The organism is Streptomyces sp. CB02009 (genome assembly GCF_001905825.1).
GTDB lineage: Bacteria > Actinomycetota > Actinomycetes > Streptomycetales > Streptomycetaceae > Streptomyces.
Genome location: NZ_LIVV01000003.1, coordinates 585,117 through 602,874 on the forward strand (window position 1 = coordinate 585,117; position 17,758 = coordinate 602,874).

14 protein-coding genes are annotated in these 17,758 nt (G+C 73.6%); 6 read left to right on the plus strand and 8 right to left on the minus strand.

The features are described 5' to 3' along the window. Window positions 1–467: 467 nt before the first annotated feature. From AMK27_RS15345 to AMK27_RS15360, 4 genes are all read left to right on the plus strand, one after another. Entirely contained in the window at window positions 468–1,124 is a 657-nt protein-coding gene (locus tag AMK27_RS15345) for a molybdopterin-dependent oxidoreductase (RefSeq protein ID WP_079188446.1), read from the plus strand. Next, on the plus strand, window positions 1,111–2,382 hold the full coding sequence (locus AMK27_RS15350) for a Dyp-type peroxidase (RefSeq protein WP_079188447.1): 1,272 nt from the start codon (window positions 1,111–1,113) through the stop codon (window positions 2,380–2,382). Before AMK27_RS15345 ends, AMK27_RS15350 begins: the two co-directional genes overlap by 14 nt. Window positions 2,383–2,673: 291 nt before the next feature. Further along, window positions 2,674–3,093 (plus strand): TOBE domain-containing protein, encoded by a 420-nt coding sequence (locus AMK27_RS15355; RefSeq protein ID WP_073906948.1) that lies wholly within the window; start codon window positions 2,674–2,676, stop codon window positions 3,091–3,093. Window positions 3,094–3,191: 98 nt separating this feature from the next. After that, a complete protein-coding gene (locus AMK27_RS15360; protein ID WP_079188448.1) occupies window positions 3,192–4,478 on the plus strand; it encodes a molybdopterin molybdotransferase MoeA in 1,287 nt (428 codons plus the stop codon). An 81-nt stretch (window positions 4,479–4,559) separates the two neighbouring features. Here the strand turns inward: AMK27_RS15360 and AMK27_RS15365 are convergent, their stop codons facing one another. From AMK27_RS15365 to AMK27_RS15385, 5 genes are all read right to left on the minus strand, one after another. After that, window positions 4,560–6,644 (minus strand): ABC transporter permease, encoded by a 2,085-nt coding sequence (locus tag AMK27_RS15365; RefSeq protein WP_073907603.1) that lies wholly within the window; start codon window positions 6,642–6,644, stop codon window positions 4,560–4,562. Between the two features lie 82 nt (window positions 6,645–6,726). Further along, window positions 6,727–7,563 carry a molybdate ABC transporter substrate-binding protein gene (gene modA, locus AMK27_RS15370; RefSeq protein ID WP_073906951.1) on the minus strand — a complete coding sequence of 279 codons (837 nt, stop codon included), beginning with the start codon at window positions 7,561–7,563 and terminating at the stop codon, window positions 6,727–6,729. Between the two features lie 89 nt (window positions 7,564–7,652). Next, window positions 7,653–8,042 carry a TOBE domain-containing protein gene (locus AMK27_RS15375; protein ID WP_073906954.1) on the minus strand — a complete coding sequence of 130 codons (390 nt, stop codon included), beginning with the start codon at window positions 8,040–8,042 and terminating at the stop codon, window positions 7,653–7,655. A gap of 127 nt (window positions 8,043–8,169) precedes the next feature. Then, the gene (locus AMK27_RS15380; protein ID WP_073906957.1) at window positions 8,170–10,959 is read right to left on the minus strand and encodes a molybdopterin-dependent oxidoreductase; all 2,790 of its coding nucleotides are present in this window, start codon (window positions 10,957–10,959) and stop codon (window positions 8,170–8,172) included. After that, on the minus strand, window positions 10,956–11,807 hold the full coding sequence (locus tag AMK27_RS15385) for an FAD binding domain-containing protein (protein ID WP_073906961.1): 852 nt from the start codon (window positions 11,805–11,807) through the stop codon (window positions 10,956–10,958). Before AMK27_RS15385 ends, AMK27_RS15380 begins: the two co-directional genes overlap by 4 nt. A gap of 227 nt (window positions 11,808–12,034) precedes the next feature. Between AMK27_RS15385 and AMK27_RS15390 the strand changes: the two genes are divergently transcribed. Continuing rightward, window positions 12,035–13,576, plus strand: a complete 1,542-nt coding sequence (locus tag AMK27_RS15390) for a PucR family transcriptional regulator (RefSeq protein ID WP_073906965.1) — start codon at window positions 12,035–12,037, stop codon at window positions 13,574–13,576. A gap of 15 nt (window positions 13,577–13,591) precedes the next feature. On the opposite strand, the gene AMK27_RS15395 is transcribed toward AMK27_RS15390, so the two are convergent. Next, on the minus strand, window positions 13,592–13,990 hold the full coding sequence (locus tag AMK27_RS15395; protein ID WP_073906968.1) for a TOBE domain-containing protein: 399 nt from the start codon (window positions 13,988–13,990) through the stop codon (window positions 13,592–13,594). 62 nt (window positions 13,991–14,052) lie between these two features. Here AMK27_RS15395 and AMK27_RS15400 point away from each other — a divergent pair, with 62 nt between their 5' ends. After that, window positions 14,053–14,712 carry an MSMEG_1061 family FMN-dependent PPOX-type flavoprotein gene (locus AMK27_RS15400; RefSeq protein ID WP_073906971.1) on the plus strand — a complete coding sequence of 220 codons (660 nt, stop codon included), beginning with the start codon at window positions 14,053–14,055 and terminating at the stop codon, window positions 14,710–14,712. A gap of 41 nt (window positions 14,713–14,753) precedes the next feature. Here AMK27_RS15400 and AMK27_RS15405 read toward each other — a convergent pair whose 3' ends face one another. Further along, complete coding sequence (locus AMK27_RS15405; protein ID WP_073906973.1) at window positions 14,754–15,884, minus strand: COG1470 family protein; 1,131 nt, start codon at window positions 15,882–15,884, stop codon at window positions 14,754–14,756. Window positions 15,885–15,888: 4 nt separating this feature from the next. Continuing rightward, window positions 15,889–17,649 carry an FG-GAP repeat domain-containing protein gene (locus AMK27_RS15410; protein ID WP_158076922.1) on the minus strand — a complete coding sequence of 587 codons (1,761 nt, stop codon included), beginning with the start codon at window positions 17,647–17,649 and terminating at the stop codon, window positions 15,889–15,891. Window positions 17,650–17,758: the final 109 nt, after the last annotated feature.

Genomic DNA, 17,758 nt, shown 5'->3' on the forward strand with positions numbered 1-17,758 from the left:
GGGCCGGTCCGGGCATCCTGCGCGCCGAACACCGCGGACAGCGCGCAGGACCCCTCCTGGCCCGGTTGTTCCCGACGGCGAGAGCCACTCCGTCGCCGGGGCCGGTGGGAGCAGTGAATCAGTCGTCGACCCAGCGTGACGACTGGATACAGACACAGAAACCGGCCTCGATGGCCGAGGTCGATACAGTCGATCATCCAAGAGGTGAGAGGTCCCCTCTGGATCACATCTGCAAGGTGCCCTGCCGGTCTTATCTTGCGGATGCGGAATCGTGGGGATCTGCGCGTGCGGGGGATGTGGCTTCCTCCGACGGGTGGGGGGTCCGATGTGGAGCATTCCCAGAATCCTTCGCCCGGAGGCTCTCAGAAGCCGTTCCGTCGGTATCTTTCAGCACGTATCCGCCACCCGATTCCCCACCTTGAGCGTGCAGTTGTGGATGGCGTCCGTCTTCGGGCAGGAGTTCCGTCATGAACCTTCGTGCGTCACGTGCCGCCGTCGCCGCGGTCGCGGCTTTGTCCCTCTCGCTCCTCGCCGGCTGCGCGGGAGACACGGACGCGAAGGGCGCCGCGGTGAAGGAGTCCGCTGCGCCGGGCTCGAAGTCCCCGGGCGCCGCGTCGAGTTCCGCGACGGGCGGCGCCGCCGTTCCTCTGAAGCCCGGTGAAGTGCGGGTGACCGGCCAGGTGGACAAGCCCTTCACCGTGACCCTCGCCGCGCTGCGCTCCCGCCCCCAGGTCTCCGTGAAGGTGGAGTACGGCAGCGCCAAGGGCCTCCAGAAGCACACCTACCAGGGAGTCCTGCTGTACGACGTGCTCAAGGAGGCGCAGCCGCGCTTCGACGAGTCGAAGAAGAACGGTCAGCTCCGCGGCGTCGTCGCGGCGACCGGCGGCGGCGACTACCGGGCCGTCCTGGGCTGGGCGGAGCTCGACCCCGGGTTCGCCAAGTCCCGTGTCCTGCTGGCCGTTTCGGAGGACGGCCGGCCCTTCGGCGACGCGGCCGGGCCGCGGCTCGTCGTGCCGCAGGACACGCGGGGCGGCCGGTACGTCTCCGAGCTGAACCAGCTCTGGATCGGCACCGTGGACGGAATCGTCGACGGCGCCGCCGGGACGTCCGGTGCCGGGAGCTGACGAGCGCCCCGGGGCGGCGGGCGGCGAGGGGCCCGGCTCCCGTGCGCACGCCCCAGCCGGTCGGCCCCCGCGCGTCTCGCGCCGGGCGCTCTTCGGTTCGGCCGCCGGTGGCCTCACGGTGGTTGCCGGGGGCGCCGCCGCGGCGGCCCTGCGGAGCGGCGACGACCGAAGTATCGCACCCGCGACCATCCCTTTCCACGGCCTCCATCAAGCGGGCATCCTGACGCCTCGTCAGAGTCAGGTGCGCCTTGCCGCGTTCGACCTCGGGGCCCGAACGGATCGGGGCCGCGCCGCGGCCCTGCTGCTGCGGTGGACGGCGGCGGCCGAGCGGCTGACCCGGGGCGAGTCCCCCGATCCACGGAACGAACCGCCCGGCTCCCGCGCCGCCGAGACCGGAGTGCTCGCCGGGACCGGTCCGGCCCGTCTCACCGTCACCTTCGGTCTCGGCCCCGGCTTCTTCGACCGGCCGGGACTGACGCGGCACCGCCCCGCGGCCCTCGCGCCCCTCCCCGCCTTCCCCGACGACCGGCTGGACCCGGCCCGCAGCTCCGGGCACCTGCTGGTGCAGATCGGCGCCGACGACTCCTTCGTCGCCGCGCACGTCCTGCGCACCCTGCAGCGGCTGGCCCAGGGCGAGGCCCGACTGCGCTGGACCATGACCGGGTTCACAGCCGCCGACGGGCGACGCAACCTGATGGGGCAGATCGACGGCACCAACAACCCGGACCCGCGCCGTGCCCTGCTGTCGGCACCGGGGGTTCCGGCGTGGCTCGTGGGTGGTTCGTACGTCGTGATCCGACGCATCCGGATGCTGCTCGACCACTGGGACACCCTTCCGGCGGCGCACCGCGAACAGGCCCTCGGGCGGAGGGCCGCCGACGGGGCACCGCTGAGCGGCGGTGACGAGCGGACGCCCGTAGACCTGGCGGCGGTCCGCCCGGACGGGGTTCCGATGGTCGCCGCCAACGCCCATGTACGGCTGGCCGCTCCGGCCGCCGACGCGGGCGACGGTGCCGTCATGTTCCGCCGCGGCTGGTCGTACCACGACGGCGTCCGGGCGGACGGCACCCCCGACGCCGGGCTGCTGTTCCTCGCCTGGCAGCGGGACCCCCGGACCGCCTTCGTCCCCGTCCAGCGGCGACTCGCTCGCGGGGACGCGCTGTCCCGGTACCTGGTGCACGAGGCGTCCGCGGTGTTCGCGGTACCCGGCGGCGTCAGCCCCGGAGAATACGTCGCACAGGGGCTCATGGAGGGGTGAGCGGGATGTCGGGGCACCGGGGGAATCGGCCCCGGGGAGGGCGCGGAATGCGCGACCCGAAGAATGCGGGGAATCTGCGGAAGAGACTCAAGTCGCAGGTCAGGAGGGCAGAATGGCCTGCGGAAGCGGTGTTTCCGGCCCTTCGTCGGATACGCGAGGAGAATGCGCCCATTCGGCTGGTGAATGCGACGCGACTCCTCTGGCGGAATTTCCCTTCCGGTACGGTCGGCCATGACGCAGGTCACAGAAGTGACAACTGTTCCGTTTCCGGCTTTGCGAGGCGCTTTCCCCATGACCCTGTCCATTCGTAACCAGCTCCCCGGCACCGTCACGTCCGTCACCGCCGGTGAGGCGATGGCGTCGGTGAAGGTGCGCCTCGCCGGTGGCCAGGACATCACCGCCGCGATCACGGCCGACGCCGTCAAGGACCTCGGCCTGGCCGAGGGTTCGGCGGTCAAGGCGCTCGTGAAGTCGACCGAGGTCGCCCTCGCGACCGGCCCGGTGGAGGGCATCTCCATCCGCAACCAGCTCGCCGGATCCGTCACCGAGGTGGCGACCGGTGGCGCCATGGGCTCGGTGAAGGTCTCCGTGGAGGGCGGCGAGCTCACCGCCGCGATCACCAAGGACGCCGTCGAGGACCTGGGCCTGAACGCCGGAACCTCCGTCGTCGCGCTGATCAAGTCGACCGAGATCTCCCTCGCCTCCGCCTGACGGCTCACACCCCCCACGCACCGGGTGTGAACCGATCGGTGCGCGAGGGACATCGGGCCCGCGGCGAGCGGAAACACCGGGAGCCGACCGTCGGGACCATGCCGCACCTCCCTCGTACCGCCCCGGTCGCCCCTCGCACCGCCCCGGTGGCCACGCGTACCGCCCCGGCGGCCGCGCCCGCCCTGCCCGTCCCGCCTCCGCCGCCCGCGGCGGGACCATCGACGACCCCGGCCCGCACGGTGTCGTGGGAGAGGGCCCGGGCCAGGGCGCACGGCGCCGCGCGACCCCCGGCCGGCCGGTCGGTGCCCCTGCGTGAGGCCGCCGGTCGCACACTCGCCGAGGACCTGCGCGCCCGCCATCCCCTCCCGGCCTTCGACACGGCGGCCATGGACGGATTCGCCGTCGCCGGCGGACCGGGACCGTGGACCGTGCGAGGGGCCGTCCGGGTGGGGGCGCCGTGGCCGGGCCGACTCGGGCCCGGCGACTGCGTGGAGATCTCCACCGGCGCGTGCGTCCCGCCGGGAGCCCACGCCGTGCTGCCCCTGGAAGGTGCGTCGGTCTCCGGTCACCGGGTGGCCGGAGACGTACAACTCCCCGGCCGCCACGTCCGGAAGGCAGGCGAGGACGCCGGGGCGGGGGAGTGCCTGGCCCCCGCCGGAACCCTGGTCGGCCCGGCGCTGACCGGGCTGGCCGCGGCCTGCGGACATGACGCGCTGACCGTGCGGCCCCGGCCCCGGGTCGCCGTCCTCGTCACGGGCGACGAACTGCACCACGCGGGCGTCCCGGCGGCGGGGCGCGTCCGGGACGCGCTCGGGCCGCTGCTGCCCGGCCTGATCGACCTACTCGGCGGTGAGAACGTCGCGTTGCGGCACATACCGGACCGTCCCGCCGGGCGCCTGGCGGAGGAGCTCGACCGTCTCGGCGGCGCGGAGGTCGTCGTGGTGACCGGTTCCACCTCGGTCGGCGTCACCGACCGGCTGCGGCGTGCGCTCGCCGACAGAGGCGCCCGCCTGGTCGTCGACACGGTCGCCTGCCGGCCGGGGCACCCGATGCTGCTCGCCGAACTGCCCACCACCCGCTGGCTGGTGGGACTGCCCGGCAACCCGTACGCCGCTCTCGTCGCCGCCCGTACCCTCCTCGGCCCGCTCCTCGCGGGGCTGTCGGGGCAGGCCCTCGGACCCCTTCCCCGGATGCCGGTACGGGGACGGGTCCGGGCCGCGCCCGGGCTCACCCGTGTGGTGCCCGTGTCCTGGGCCGGCGGTGACGTCAGGATCGTCGAAGGACATCGCGCGGCGTTCCTGCGCGGTGCGGCGGTGGGCGACGCGCTGGCCGCGATCGGCCCGGAATGGGCGGAGGGCGACCTCGCGCCGCTGCTGCTTCCGTGAGCGCGGTCAGAGGGGACCCGGCGTCCCTGCGCGGAGGGTCCGCGCGTGTCGACCGGCCCCGGACCCCTCGCACGCGCCCCGTCACAGCGGCACGATCGTCGCCTCCGTCGCCTTCACGCTCGTCCAGACTCGCACCCCGTCGGCGAGGCCGAGTTCGGCCGCCGACTGCGGTGTGATCTCGGCGACGAGGTCGGGGGCCCGGTCGGAGGTGATCAGGACCCGGAGCCGGCTGCCGCTCGCCGTGATCTCGCGAACGGTGCCGGGCCAGACGTTGCGGGGGCTGCCCTCGGGCCTCTCGCGGTGGACGGACACCGCCTCCGGCGCGACGATCGCGAGCGCGGGCGTGCCGGCCGGCGGCGGGTCGGTGGCGACCAGGGTGCCGCCGCCGGACAGAGCGAGGCCCTCCGGGGTCGCCGTGCCCGGCCAGGCGTTGCGGCCGAGCATCCGGGCGACCCAGGGGGAGCGGGGGTGCCGGGTGACCTCGACGGGGGTCGCGTCCTGGAGGGCCCTGCCCTCGTCGAGGACGAGGACACGGTCGGCGAGCGACACCGCCTCGACCGGGTCGTGGGTGACGATCAGGCACACGCCGCCGAAGCCGGCGAGGTGGGTGCGCAGGGTGTGGCGGACATGGGCGCGGGTCGTCTGGTCGAGCGCGGCGAGCGGTTCGTCGAGGACGAGGAGCCGCGGCCGGGCGGCCAGCGCCCGGGCCAGGGCCACGCGCTGGGCCTGCCCGCCGGAGAGCTGGGTCGGCCTGCGATGGGCGAGCGGGCCGACCCCGAGCCGGTCGAGCCAGGTCCGCGCCTCGCGCCGGGCCTCGGCCCGCGCGACACCCTGGGCACGGAGTCCGTACGCCGTGTTGGCGAGGGCGCTCATGTGCGGGAACAGCGCGCCGTCCTGGGGAACCCAGGCGACATGCCGCCGGTGCGGGGGCAGAGCGGTGACGTCCTCGCCGCCGAGCCTCAGGTCGGCGTGGGCGCGCGGGGTGAGGCCGAGGAGGGCGCGGAGCAGTGTGGTCTTCCCGGCGCCGTTGGGTCCGACGACGGCGATGGTGGTGCCGGGGTCGGCGTCCAGGGTGAGCCGGGTGAAGCCGGTGACGTCGGCGTGCAGTGCCCAGCGCTCGGTGTCCTCCGCCGCGGCGGGCGCGAACGGATCCCCCGACGCCGACGCCGATGCCGATGCCGATGCCGATGCCGATGCCGACGCCGACGCCGATTCCGGTCCGGCCGACTCCGCAGGTCCGGACTCCGCAGGTCCGGGGCCCGTAGCTCCGGATTCCGCGGGCCCGGGTTCCGAGAGCCCCGAGTCGGAGGGCCCGGTGTCCGATGCCCCGGCTTCCGGGGCGGGGCGGGGGCGGCGGTCCGAGGGCGTTCCCGTCCAGCGGCCGCGCAGGGCGATCAGGACGCCCATGGCGATGGCGAGGAGCAGGAGCGAGACGGAGGTCGCGGCCTCGGGCTCGTCCTGGAGCAGCAGGTAGACCTGGAGCGGCAGCGTCTGCGTCGTGCCCGGCAGGTTCCCCGCGAAGGTGATCGTGGCGCCGAACTCGCCCAGCGCCCGCGCCCAGGTGAGGGCCGCGCCCGCGATCAGGCCCGGCGCGACCATCGGCAGCGTGACGGTGAAGAAGACCCGTACCGGCGAGGCGCCGAGCGAGGCCGCCGTCTCCTCGTACCGAGGCCGCAGCCCGCCGAGCGCGCCCTCCAGGCTGATGACGAGGAACGGCATCGCGACGAATGTGGCCGCGATCACCGCCCCCGACGTGTGGAAGGGGAAGACGATGCCGAAGGTGCTCTCGAGCCAGGGGCCGAGGAGCCCGCGCCGGCCGAAGGCGAGCAGCAGCGCCACACCGCCGACCGTCGGCGGCAGCACCATCGGCAGCAGGACGAGGGAGCGGACGAGCGCGTTGCCGGGGAACGGCACGCGGGCCAGCAGCCAGGCGAGCGGCACACCGAGCAGCAGGGACAGTCCCAGCGCCCAGAACGACACGACGAGGGAGAGCTTCAGCGCCTCGACCGTGCCCGGTGAGCGCAGGTGGTCGGCGAGTTCGCCCCACTCCGTGCGGACGAGGATGCCGAGCAGCGGCAGGGTCAGGAACGCCACGGCCAGGAGCGCGGGCAGCGCGAGAGCCAGGGGCGGCCGATTGCCTGCCGTGCGTACGCCTGCTCGTTTCATCATCGACCCCGAAGACATGAGGGAGGAGGGCTGTCCGTTCCCCCGGGACGGACAGCCCTCGCGATCTGGTGATCCCGGACGGTTACGGCTTCTGGAAGCCGGCGTCCTGGAGGATCTTCTGGCCTTCCGGCGAGGAAAGCCAGGCGACGAACGCGGCGGCCGCCTCGGCGTTCTTGGAGTCCTTGATCGTGGCGGCCGGGTACTTCGCGATGGCGTTCTGGTCGTCGGGGATCTCGACGGCGTCGACCTTGTCGGCGGCGCTCGCGGCGTCCGTCTTGTAGACCAGGCCGGCGTCGGCCTCGCCGAGCTCGACCTTGCTGAGGACGGCGCGCACGTTGGGCTCCTGGGAGACCGGCTTCACCGTGACCTTCTGGGCGTCCAGGATCTGCTTGCTGTACTTGCCGGCCGGGACCTCGGGGGCGGCGAGGACGACCTTGAGCTTGGTGTCGGCGAGGTCCTTGAGGTCGTCGACCTTGAAGGGGTTGCCCTCGCCGGTGGCGATGACGAGCCGGTTCTTCGCGATGATCGCGGGGGTGCCGGTGTCGGCCTTCACCTTGTCCATGCTCTTGGTGTCGGCGGTGACCAGGACGTCGGCGGGCGAGCCCTGCGAGACCTGCGCGACGAGCTCCTGGGAGCCGGCGAAGGAGAAGGTGAGCTTCGTGCCCGGGTGGGACTTCTCGTACGCCGCGCCGGCGGTCTTGAAGACGTCGGTGAGCGAGGCGGCGGCGAGGACGGTCAGGTTCGCCGCGGGCGCGCCGCTCGTGGAGCCGGTGGCGGAGGCGGACGCCGAGCCGGAGGGGCCGGCGGTGTCCTTCTTGGTGTCGTCGCTGTTCCCGCAGGCCGCGAGCGGCACCAGCAGCGCGGCGGTGAGCGCGGCGGCGGCGGTACGGCGTCTGGCGGGGGTGAGGGTGAGGGACATGAGGGTCTTGACTCCTTGATGGGAACGGAAGGGGTGGCGGGAGGCGGCCGCGCCGACGGCCGTGGTGCTCGGTGGTGCGTGAGGGGTGGTCAGGTGCGGTCGATGTGCACGCTGGTCGACTTCACGCGGGCGGTGGCCTGCATGCCGACTTCCAGTCCCAGTTCCTCCACGGCCTCACGGGTGAGGAGGGAGACAAGCCGGTGCGGACCGGCCTGGAGGGTGACCTGGGCCGCGACGTCGCCGAGCTTGATCGCCGTGACGATCCCGGGGAACGCGTTGCGCGCCGAGGTGTACGAGGCGTCGTCGTCGTAGCCCTGCGCGATCTCCACGGAGAACTCCGCGAGCGACTTCCCGTCGATGACACGCCGACCGCTCTCGTCGCGGTGGGTCGCCACCCTGCCCGCGTCCGCCCAGCGCCGCGCCGTGTCCGGGCTGACGCCCAGCAGACGAGCGGCCTGCCCGATCGTGTAGGACTGCATATGCGACACCGTAGGCCGTGCTCGATCTCATCTGCAACAACGTCGTGGGACTCTCCATTGCGAATGAGAGGGGGCTTGGAGGAAGTGACGAGAGGGGTCGCCGGTGTCAGCCGCTGATACGGCGGTCTCAGGTCCCGGACCTCGCCTGTCGGTCGAGGGCGAGCCAGACGCGGTCGCGGGTCACCGGCAGCTCGGTGAAGCGGATGCCCGTGGCGTCGCGCAGGGCGTTGGCGAACGCCGGGCCGACCGGGTTGAACGGGCTCTCGCTCATGGACTTCGCCCCGAGCGGGCCGATCGCGTCGGACGTCTCCGTGAAGTGGACCTCGGTACGGGGGACGTCCGCGTACTGGGGAAGCCGGTAGCGGCGGAACGCGGCCGTGGTGACCTCGCCGCGCTCGTCGAGCCGTACGGTCTCGAAGAGGGTCGCGCCCAGCGCCTGGGCGACTCCGCCCTCCACCTGGCCGCGGCACTGCATCGGGTTCATGACCTTGCCGGCGTCGGCGGCGTGCACGCTGCGCAGGATGCGGATCTCGCCGGAGCCGGGGTCGACCGCGACGCGGAACCACTGGGAGTTGAAGGCCACCGAGCGCGGCGACCCGCCCCAGTGCCCGTCGGCCGCCAGCTCCTCCGCCGCGCCGAGCGCGTGCCCCGCCTCGTACAGCTCCTTCAGGGTCACCGTACGGCCCGCGCAGTCGACGGACTCGGCGCCGAGCACGCACAGGTGGCGGGCCGTGCCGGTGTGGCGGGCGGCGAGGGTCCGCAGCCGTTCGGCGAGGGAGGTCGCGGCGAGCAGGACGGCCTTGCCGGCGACGACGGTGCCTGCGGAGCCGAAGGCGCCGGTGTCGTGGCGGACGACGTCGGTGTCGGACTGGCGGACGGTGAGGCGGTCCTCGGTGGTGTGGAGGGCCCCCGCGGTGATCTGCTTGTGGACGGTGGTCGTGCCGTTGCCGAACTCGGCGGTGCCGACGGCGATGTCGTACGTGCCGTCCTCCAGGAGCGAGACGCGGGCGTCGGCGTAGTGGCCGCCGGGCGGCCCGGTGGCGATCATCGCCATCGCGCTGCCCTGGCCGACCAGCCAGCCCTCCGGTGCCTCCTCGGCGCTGCGGTCCTCGGCCAGGGCCTTCCGGACGACCGACAGGCACTGGTCGAGGCCGTAGGAGGCGATGTACAGGTCCTCCTCCTCGCCGATCGGGCTGTGCATGCCCTCGCCGGGCCCGATGATGTTCTTCTCCCGGAGGACGAGGGGGTCCATGTCGAGGAGACGGGCCAGTTCATCCATGACGGACTCGACGGCGAAGGTGACCTGGCCGAGGCCGTAGCCGCGGAAGGCGCCCGCCGGGACCGCGTTGGTGTAGACGGAGAAGGCGTCGACCTTCTTGTGCGGGGCGCTGTAGACGGCGAAGGACTCGCCGACGCTGTGGAACATCACCGCGGGGCCGTGGTTGCCGTACGCGCCGGTGTTGGACACGACCCGCATCTGCACGGCGGTCAGCGTCCCGTCGGCGCGGGCGCCCACCTTGATGCCGATGGTGAACGGGTGCCGGGTGGTGGCTCCGTAGAACTGCTCGGCCCGGGTGTACTCCAGCTTCACCGGCCGGCGCAGCTTCAGCGCCGCCAGCGTCACGATGTCCTCGGTGAGCATCTCCTGCTTGCCGCCGAAACCGCCGCCGACCCGGCCGGCGACCACCCGCACCTCGTCCTCCGGCAGGCCGTACAGCGCGCACAGGGCACGCCGGGTCAGGAACGGCGTCTGGGTGGAGGAACGCACGGTGAGGCGCTCGCCCGTGCCGGCCCCCTCGCCGTCCTTCGGCTCGAAGTAGGCGACGCAGCCGTGCGTCTCCAGACTGGCGTGCTGCACGCGCTGGGTGCGGAAGGTCTCCTCGTACACGACGTCGGCCTCGGCGAAGCCCTGCTCGACGGAGCCGATCTCGCCGTGGACCTCGCCGGCGACGTTGTTCTCGACCCGGGCGATCCGCACCTCCGGTCCCTTGCCGGCGTGCAGGACGGGGGCGCCGGGGCGCATCGCCTCCTCCGGGTCGGTGACGTAAGGGAGTTCCTCGTACGTCACCTCGACGCGGCGGCAGCCCTCCTCGGCTGCCTGCTCGCTGTCGGCGACGACGGCCGCCACCCGCTGCCCCACGTACCGGACGACGTCGTCCAGGACCCGGGTGTCGTCGGGATCCTCGGTGGGGTGCTCGTGCCGTGCGGAGGAGTACAGGGTCGCCGGGGCGTCCTCATGGGTCAGTACGGCGTGGACGCCGGGGACCCTGAGCGCGGCCGAGGTGTCGATCGCGAGGATCCGGGCGTGCGGGTGCGGGGAGCGCAGCAGCTTCATGTGGAGGAGGCCCGGCACCTCGACGTCGAAGGTGTAGCGGGCGGTGCCGGTCACGACCTGCGGTCCGGCCGGGGCGGCCACGTTGCGGCCCACCGCCTGTCCCGCGCACGGCCGTTCGGTGTGCTTCACGCCCCGGACGGCGTCCTCGATCGCCCGGTAGCCGGTGCAGCGGCAGATGTTGCCCTTGAAGGCGCGGGGCAGGTCGTCGAGCTTGCCGTCGTCGTGCGCGGCACCCCGCTCGTCCTCCAGCGCGGCGGTCGTCATCAGGAACCCGGCGGTGCAGAAGCCGCACTGGTACCCCTGCGCGTCGAGGAACTTCTGCTGTACGGGGTGGAGTTCGCCGTCGCGCGAGGCGAGGCCCTCCACCGTGGTGACGGCCCGCCCCCCGGCCCGTACCGCCGGGTAGACGCAGCTGTGCACGGGAGCCCCGTCGACATGGACCGTGCAGGCCCCGCAGTCGCCGGCGTCGCAGCCCTTCTTCACGCCGAACCAGCCGCGCTCGCGCAGATAGGTGCGCAGACACTGGCCGGAGCGCGGCTCGGCGTCGAACGGGCGGCCGTTGACCTGGATCTCGAAGCTCATCGGGCACCTTCCTCGGAGCCGTGGGGGGTGGTGGGCGCGGTCAGTTCGCGGCGGACCTCCTCGGCGAGGCGCAGGCCCATGTGCCGCCGCCACTCGGGCAGTCCGTGGATGTCGTCGAACCACTCGGGCCCGGACACCGCGCCGTCGATCGTGGTCCGGAGGTGCTCCGCGGTGGGCGGCAGCGGGAACCAGAACCGGAACGGACGGGCGGTGGCCGCGGTCACCGTCACGGCGAGCGAGCCGTCCACCGGGTCGAGCGCCCCGATCACCAGGGCTCCGGACCGGCCGAGTCCGTACAACGACGCCTGCCGGAAGGCCGTACGGCACTCCAGCGCGCGCCCGGGCAGCGTCACCGAGCGCAGCAGCTCCCCGTCCGCGAGGTCCTTGACGCCCGCGCCCCGGACGAAGTCGGCCACCTTCACCTCGCGCGTGGAGCCGTCCTGCGCCTGGAGCAGGCAGCTGCCGTCCAGCGCGGCGGTGAGCGAGATCATCGGCCCGGCCGGGAGGCCGTTGCAGAGGTTCCCGCCGACGGTGGCCATGTTCCAGATCTTGAACGAGGCCAGGAAGGCCCGGCAGCACTGCTCGAAGAGCGGTGCGGCGGGGGAGTCGAGGGAGCGCCGCCCGAAGCGGGACAGCTGGGTGATCGTGCACGTCGCGGAGATCTCCAGCGAGCCGTCCGGGTGGCGCGTGAGCGGCTCCCAGCCCATCCGGCTCAGGTCGACCAGCCGTCGCAGATGGGGTTGGGGCTCGGAGAACAGGTACGTCCCGCCCCCCAGCCACGCGTCCCCGGGGCGCCAGGGCTCACGCAGGCGCGCGTCCCTCACGTCCGTGATCGTGTTCAGGTCCATCCCCACCACTGCCTTCCGACCGGTGCCTTCAGGCCAGTGAAGCCCGGCGGACACCTGCCGCACGACTGGACGGGAACCCGGAAAACATCCACCTCCCGTCCTCCGCCACTGGATGATCAACCAAGAACGGTTCCCCGCCTTCACCTTGGCATCTACGATGCATCGACTCGTATTCGCCTCGTGAATGTGAGAGCGGGCCACTCCCGCGACCGCGCAAGGAGCCACGCATGCACGTCGACCACCTCCTCCGGCTCGACCGTCTGGACCTCTCCCTCGTCTGGGGCGAGGAGTCGCTCCTCGGCCAGGAGATCGCCGGGGTCACCGCGACCGACCTGGAGGACCCGGAGCGCTTCCTCCAGCCCGGCGAGGTCGTGCTGAGCGGACTCGTGTGGTGGACCCCGGACGGCACACCCGCCAAGACCGACCACTTCGTGTCGGCCCTGCGCCGGGCGGGCGCGGTGGCCCTCCTCGCCGGCGAGGAGACCCACGGGCACGTGCCCCGCGAACTCGCCGACGCCTGCCGCAGGCACCGCGTCGCCCTGATCGCCGTGCCCCCGCACACCAGCTTCCGGGCCATCACCGAAGCCGTGTACCTGCGGCAGTGGGGCGAACTCAGCCGCCGCCCCACCGGGCACCACGCCCTCCCGGAGAACGTCCGCCTGGACCTCGACCGCGCCCTGGAGACCGGCGCGACGGCCGGCGAGCTGCTCGACCGGGCCTTCGCCCATCTCGGCTCGCCCGCCTGTCACCTGCTCACCGCCAGCGGCCGCACCGTCACCCGCACCGGGGCCGCCGCGGAACTCCCCGCAGCGGCGGCCGTGGAGGCCCTGCGCGGCGGGCGGGGCACGACGCTGCGCGTCGAGGCCGAGGGCACGGACTTCGACACCTGGTACCTGCACCTGCCCGAGGAGGGCCAGGTGCCCCCGCGGGTCCTCCACGAGATATCCGAACTCCTGGGCCGCCACCGGCGCCGCCAGGACCAGCACCGGGCCGCACGCGGCCCCGCCGCCGCCCGGCTGGTGGAGGCCATCGGCGCCCTGCGCGCCGACACCGACCACCTGCGGGGCGTGCTGGCCGCCTGCGGCCTGGGCGACCGGCCGGCCTACACGGTGGTCGTCGCCTCCCTCGAACCGCACGGCGACGCCGGCGCCGACGGCATCGCCGCGCTCACCGAGGCACTCGGCCATCTGACGTCCGTCGCGTTCGCCGTCGCCCCGTGCGCCGGGGCCGAGGTGGCGGCCGTCCTCGCCCACGAGGCCGACACCGCCGACGGCGGCGCCGACGCCACGAGGGACCGGCTACGGGAGGTCTGGCCCCTGGTGCAGGCCTGCCGCCCCGCGAGCAGCTGGCAGGCCGGTCTGAGCACGCCCGTCACCGCACCGGGGGAGCTCAACGCCGCGCTGACCCAGGCCCGTTACGCCCTCGCCGCGGCCCGCACCACGACCCGTCCGGCACCGCGGGTCGCCGGCCTGCACGACCTGGACGGCCTCGCCCTGCTCCTGGGCGGCATCCCCGACGCCGTACGCGAGGTCTACCGCGAGACGGTCCTCGGACCCCTGCTGGACGGCGGGCGGTCGGGGTCCATGCTCCTGGACACCCTGGAGGTCTTCCTGGCGCACGACTGCTCCTGGACCCGGACCGCCGAGGCCCTCCACATCCACGTCAACACGGTCCACTACCGCGTCGAACGCATCGAGGTCCTCACCGGCCGGGACCTGTCCCGCCTCGACGACCGGGTGGACCTGAGCGCCGCGCTCCTCTGCCGCTGACCCCGACCGCGGCCGTCACGGCAGGTCGATGTGCACGCTGGTCGACTTCACCCGCGCGGTCACCGTGACCCCGACGTCGAGCCCCAGCTCCCGGACCGCCTCGCAGGTCACCAGGGACACCAGCCGGTGCGGTCCGCACTGCACCTCGACCTGCGCGGCCACGTCGTCGCTGCGCACCCCGGTGACGATCCCCACGAAGGAGTTCCGCACCGAGGTCGACACCTCGTCCTCGGGGACGGCCTGCAGCCCGGCCCCGCGCTCCTGCGCGAAGCGGGCGAGCCCCACCCCGTCGATCACCCGGTTGCCCGAACCGTCCCGGTCCATGCGCAGCCGACCGCCGTCCGCCCACCGGCGAACGGTCTCCGAACTCACTCCGAGCAGCCGCGCGGCCTGCCCAATGCTGTACGACGGCACACCCGCACTCTAGGTCACACCGGGGCCTCCGCGTCCCGGGCGTCGCCCAGTAGGTTCGGGGCATGACGACACCCCTGGCCGGCAGTGCCTTCGACTCGCTCCTCCTCGACGCCGTCTCCGACCAGGAGGCGCTGCGCCGGGTCTACGAACTCCCCAGGGACGCGGCCGTACGGAAGCAGATGACCGCGCTCACCGAGCAGACGAAGCGGTTGATCGGATGCTCGTCGCTCGTCCTGGTCGCCAGCGCGGACGCCGACGGCAACTGCGACGTCTCCCCGCGCGGGGGGCCCGCCGGGTTCGTCGCCGTCCTGGACGAGCGGGCGGTGGCGATACCGGACGCGACGGGCAACAAGCGCCTGGACACCCTGCAGAACGTCATCGCCACGGGCCGGGCCGGGCTGCTGTTCGTCGTCCCGGGGCGCACCACGACGCTCAGGGTGAACGGCCGGGCCTGCGTCTCCACCCGTCCGGAGCTGCTCGCGCAGCTGACCGCGGTGGGCAAGCCGCCGGCCAGCGCGCTGGTGGTGTCGGTCGAGGAGGTGTACCCGCACTGCCCCAAGTCGTTTCTGCGCAGCGGGGCCTGGAAGCCGGAGCAGTGGCTGCCGGCGGACGCCCAGCCGACCTCGGCCGAGGTGACACTCGCCCAGCTGCGGATGCCGGAGCTGACGATCGCCGACATCGAGCGGGCGGAGGAGGACTCGCTCAGGTACCGCTACGAGTGACGGGCCGCGGCGGGTGGTCCCGCCGCGGCCCGTTGCCCGGGTCAGGGGTGTGCGTCGGAGCCCGACGGCGCTTCATGAGCGTCGCGGGCCGGTGGTCTGCCCGCCCGCAGCTCCCGCCGCCGTGCGCGCAGCGCGGTGCGTTCCTCCGCGCGGCGGCGCCGCCAGGCACGCCGTCGCCCGCGCGTGACGACGAGGAGAACGGCCAGGACGAGGAGGCCGCCGACGGCGAGGGCGGCGATGAGCCAGGGGAAGAAGGTCAGCCGGACCGAGTTGCTGTCCACCGTCTTCGCCGCGCCGCCGGGAACCGTGGCGGTCACCGAGGCGGTGACCGTCCGGCGGCCGAGAGCGGGCAGGTCGGCCACGCGGCCGGTGAGGGTGGCGCTGCCGCCGGGGATCACGTAGATCCCTGTGGGAGTGAGCGGGACGGTACGCGGGGAGCCGCCGCCGGTGATGCGCAGCGTCCCGGCGAAGGTGTAGAGGACGTTGCCCGTGTTGCGTACGGTCACGGTGAACTCCTCGCCGCCGCCCGCGGACCGGTGCCCCAGTTCCGTGAGGGAGACCTGCAGGTCGGCGGTGCCGGGAACGGTGAGCTCGACGAGCCGGGCGATACGGGTCTCGGTGTTCAACCCGCCGCTGACCGCGGGCGTGCGCAGCGCGGTGACCAGGCTGCCGAGATAGCTGCCGGGCGGAGTGCCGGCGGGGACCGCGAGGGAGAAGCGGACCGTGGCACGGCTCTTCGGCCGCACGGTGACCGCGGCCTCGGAGTCCAGCTTCAGCCAGGCCCCGACCCCGGCCATCCGCTGGCCCTCCTGCGCGGGCGCCAGGCCGCCGCCGGCCGCGTGGGCGACATCGGCGGCGTAGACGTGGAAGGTCCGGGCCTCGTCGCTCTCGTTGTAGATGACGGCGGAGTCCTCGATCCGGGCGCCCGCCTTCAGCGCGTACCCGAAGTGCCCGCCGGTCAGCGTCGTCAGACCGTAGAGCCCGGCCCGCACGCCGAACGGAGCCTTCGCGGCGGACTCCGGCGGGGCGGGCGAGGGCCCGGCGGCCGACGCTGCCCGCGCGCCCGGCGCCAGAGCGAGCACGAGGCCCGTGAGGAGGAGGCACCACAGGGCGGGGGACCGCACCCGGTGGGTGGCGGTGGCGCCGCCCCGGGCGCGCGGACAGCCGTTCACGGGATCAGCCGGTGATCGTGTACTGGAGGGTGCCGCTGTACGAGCCGGGGACCGTCTCCGCGGGGATGTTCCACTGCGCCGTCGACCCTTCGTGGGCGAAGACACCGCGGGTGCCGCCGTCGCCGGTCGCCATCGTCACGGCCGGGGAGAGGCTGGTGCCCGGCTGCGGGTCGGCGCCCGTCGGGAACTGGCCGCCCGAGCCGGGCTTGGCGATGCCGGTCCACTGGCCGCCGGTCCCGTTGAGGGATCGGCCGGTCGTGACCAGCAGGTTGCCCCACCCGATGGTGTCCTTGCCGCTGACCAGGTCCGTGGTGGCGACGGTCACCGACCAAGGGGCCTTGGTGGAGAGGGCGTTGGTGTACGTGAGGGTGCCGAGTCCGGCCGGGGCGCCGACCTCTCCGGGGGTCAGCGTGCCGAAGTTGACGGTCGGCAGGTTCACCTCCATCGACAGGACACCGGGCGTCCTGGCGACCTGGACCGCCATGGCCTGGGCCGTGCCCTTCGGCTTCGAGGTGTTCAGCAGCACCTGCGCCGCGACGCCCGCGGCGGCGGTGGAGGCGGCCGCCAGGTCGGGCCGGCCGTCGGCGTTCAGGTCTCCGACGGCGTACGCGCCGTTGGCGCCGGCCTTCGTGTCGTACACCGGGCCGGCGTTGCGGAAGGTGCCCGTGCCGTCGCCGAGGAGGACGGTGGGCTGGTTGTCGGGGCCGTTGTTGGTGACCAGGTCCGGCTTGCCGTCCGAGTCGACGTCGGTCAGGGCCACGCCTTCGAGGGCACTGCCGCCGACCGGGTGGGCGACCGGGGCGCCGAAGCCTCCGGCGCCGTCGCCCAGGAAGACGGTGACGGTCCGGTCGGTGTGCGCCACGGCCACGTCCGGCGTGCCGTCGCCGTTCACGTCGCCCAGGGCGACGGCCCGGCCGAGGGAGACGCTGTCGGCGAAGCGGGTGGCCGGGCCGAGACGGCCCTTGCCGTCACCGAGGAGGACGGAGATGTCGGACGTCCCCGCGTTCACGGTGACCACGTCGAGCCTGCCGTCGCCGTTCACGTCCCCGGTCTTCAGGCCGGAAGGACGCAGCTGACCTGCCGAGTAGGCGCTGGGGCGGCCGCCCCCGACGTAGTAGTTGCTCGCGGTGCCCAGCGCGCCGGTGCCGTCGTTGGTCCACACCGAGACGTTGTCGCCGTTGGCGTTGGACGTCAGCACGTCGGGCCTGGCGTCACCGTTCAGGTCGGCGACCGCGATGTCCACGGGGAACAGGGCGTCCGTCGACGGGTTGACGAGGGTCGGCGCGGCGTAGGAGGTGGCCGGGGCGAAGCCGCCCTTGCCGTCACCGAGCAGCTCGACGACGCTGCCCATGCCCTCCGTGCCGTGCTGCGTGGGCTGCTTGGTCAGGGCCGCGGCGACGACCGCGTCCAGCCGGCCGTCACCGTTGAGGTCGGCGAGGGCGACCGCCGTCGGGAAGACGCCGGTGTCCAGCTTGAACGAGGCACCGGGACCGAAGCCGCCCTTGCCGTCGCCGAGTGCGGCCACCAAGGTGTTCGACCCCTTGACCGGGGTGACGAGGTCGGCCTTGCCGTCGCCGTTCAGATCGCCGAGCGCCGGAGCGGTCCCCTTTCCGGAACCCGCGGGCAGCGGAACGGCAGTCGCCCCGCCGAAGGAGACGCCGGGATCCGGCGCGGCCTGGGCGGCCGGCGCCAGACACAGCCCGGCCACGAGCGCGGCGGCGGACCCGAGCACGAGCCCGGCTCCGCGCGGTGTGGAAGTCTTCAACGTACCTGCCCCTTGAGCATGTCGAGGCACGCCGACGGGAGGAGTCGACCTGCGGTGGTGTGAGGGGGGTCGATTGCAGTCAACACCGCAGCGCAGGCAAAGATCAGTG